The following is a 2,110-nucleotide window of genomic DNA, read 5'->3' on the forward strand; positions in this document are numbered from 1 at the left end:
TTTTAATTTTATTTTTCAATAGATAATTGTTATATGTTATTGGAACAAAAATAATCAAAAGGAAAATATAATCTATGAAAAGGTATATAATATTAAATGAGGTGATTTAAATTTTAACAAATGTATTTTTGTTATTTTTACAGGGATTTCGTGAAGCCTCAGGAGGTTTTTTTGACCAATTTTTCATGAGCTGTACTGAATTTGGAAATATACATATAATCCTATTTTTAATAGGAATACTCTATTGGGCATATGACAAAAAATTTGGAGAATACCTATTGGTATCTTTTGCATTTTCACGTCTTTTAAATAGTTTTATTAAACTTACAACATGCGTATATCGTCCTTGGATTGAAGATTCTAAAATTCATCCCTACGAAGGAGCTTTAAAAGATGCAACTGGATATTCACTTCCTAGTGGACATGCAACATCTTCGGGAATATTGTTCCTGGGAACATTTCTTAAAGGAAATTTCACTAAAGGATTTAAAATTTTTTCAATAATCTGTTTATTGTTAATCTGTTTTTCCCGTTGTTATCTTGGAGTTCACAGTTTATTGGATATTGTTGTCGGTTTAGTAATTGCCTTTGCATCATTATGGATTGTTGGAAAATTATTTGAAAAACTAGATGATAACCCTAATTTTGACTTAATTTTATTGGGTGCAGGAATAGTATTTTCTATCTTGCTTATAGCATATGCTACATTCAAATCATATCCAATGGATTATAATGCGGCTGGTAAATTAATTGTTGAACCTGCTAAAATGGCTGTTGAAGCATATAAAGATGTAGGATTTTGTATGGGTATATTAATATCATGGGTAATTGAAAGAAGGTTCATTAATTTTTCCTGTGAAGGACCTATTGAACGTAGATTTTTAAGAATTGGTGGGGCTTATATTGGATATATGATTATTATGAACATTTTATATCCATTAATAAAAAGCAGTTTCAATCCACAAATTTCAAACCTTTTAAATTTCTTCATGTTCCCGTTATTTGTGATGCTAATAATGCCGGCAATTATCAAATTCTTCCAAAATCGAAATAAAGATGTTTATGATAATGCATCATGAACATTTTTTTATTTTTTTTTCTTTTCAAAATGATAAGAATTATAAATTATCAATTAAAAAATATTTTAAAATGTACTCAGGTCTGAGTTTGAGGGTGTAGAAGACACTGAAACTGCAGAAGACATAAATTCCGAGATTATATAAATCTCAGAATTCTTTTTTTATATATTAAAAAATTTAGCTTTTGGCCTTAACGTATTCTATGGTATTGAATCCTAAAACTTCTGCATATTTGAAAAGGCCTTCTGGGAAGTTATGTTTTAGATGTTCAAGAGTTTCCTTTTCTCCATCATATTTGATGTCAACATGGATATTGTCATCATAATCTATAATTAATACTTCCACATATGTATCGTGAGGATTTGTGTCAAAAATAACATCAAAGATTTTATTGACATTATTGCAAAATTCATCACCGGCATTCAGATTTTTCAGGTGCTCTAAACATTCTTCTCTTGCACTCAAATTATTGTCTGTAAGTACAAAGTTTTTAGTTTTATCCATCAGGTCCTTTTCGATGAAGAATAGGCTATTGTATTTTGGTTCCCTTCTTTGAATAACTTTGACGGTGATGTAGATGATAATTATTGTTATTAAACATGATATTGGGAATCCTATCCATATTCCGTTTGATCCAATCAGATTATATAATCCAATTACACAAATCAATGGGAGTACAAGGGTGTAAAGCACGGAAAGCACTGTTGAAAGGACAGACCTTTCAATGGCTTCATAGTAGAATATCAGCAGGCTAGGAAGTACGGATATTATAAAGAAGAGTGAATATAGTTTAAGTGCATTTATTACGAAATCAGCAATTTCCATTTTGTTGAATCCGTAAAGTGCCAAAAATCCTTCTGGCCAAATCCATACGAATACTGTCAATATTGCTGCACAGATTCCTGCAATTATAAGTGAAATCCTAATCAAATGATTCAAATTCACATAATCATGCTTTGTATAATATACAGGAACTATGGATGTCAATGTTTCTGAAATTCCAACATCAACAATACTTCCGATTACCAATA

2 protein-coding genes are annotated in these 2,110 nt (G+C 29.8%); one reads left to right on the plus strand and one right to left on the minus strand.

Going from position 1 to position 2,110, the window contains the following annotated elements:
- The first annotated feature begins 128 nt into the window (after positions 1–128).
- On the plus strand, positions 129–1,079 hold the full coding sequence (locus ACKI4K_RS00700; protein WP_407421279.1) for a phosphatase PAP2 family protein: 951 nt from the start codon (positions 129–131) through the stop codon (positions 1,077–1,079).
- Between the two features lie 177 nt (positions 1,080–1,256).
- Here ACKI4K_RS00700 and ACKI4K_RS00705 read toward each other — a convergent pair.
- Positions 1,257–2,110: hypothetical protein (locus tag ACKI4K_RS00705; RefSeq protein ID WP_407421281.1), on the minus strand; the 854-nt coding region annotated here is incomplete at its 5' end.

The organism is Methanobrevibacter sp. (assembly GCF_045644645.1).
GTDB lineage: Archaea > Methanobacteriota > Methanobacteria > Methanobacteriales > Methanobacteriaceae > Methanocatella.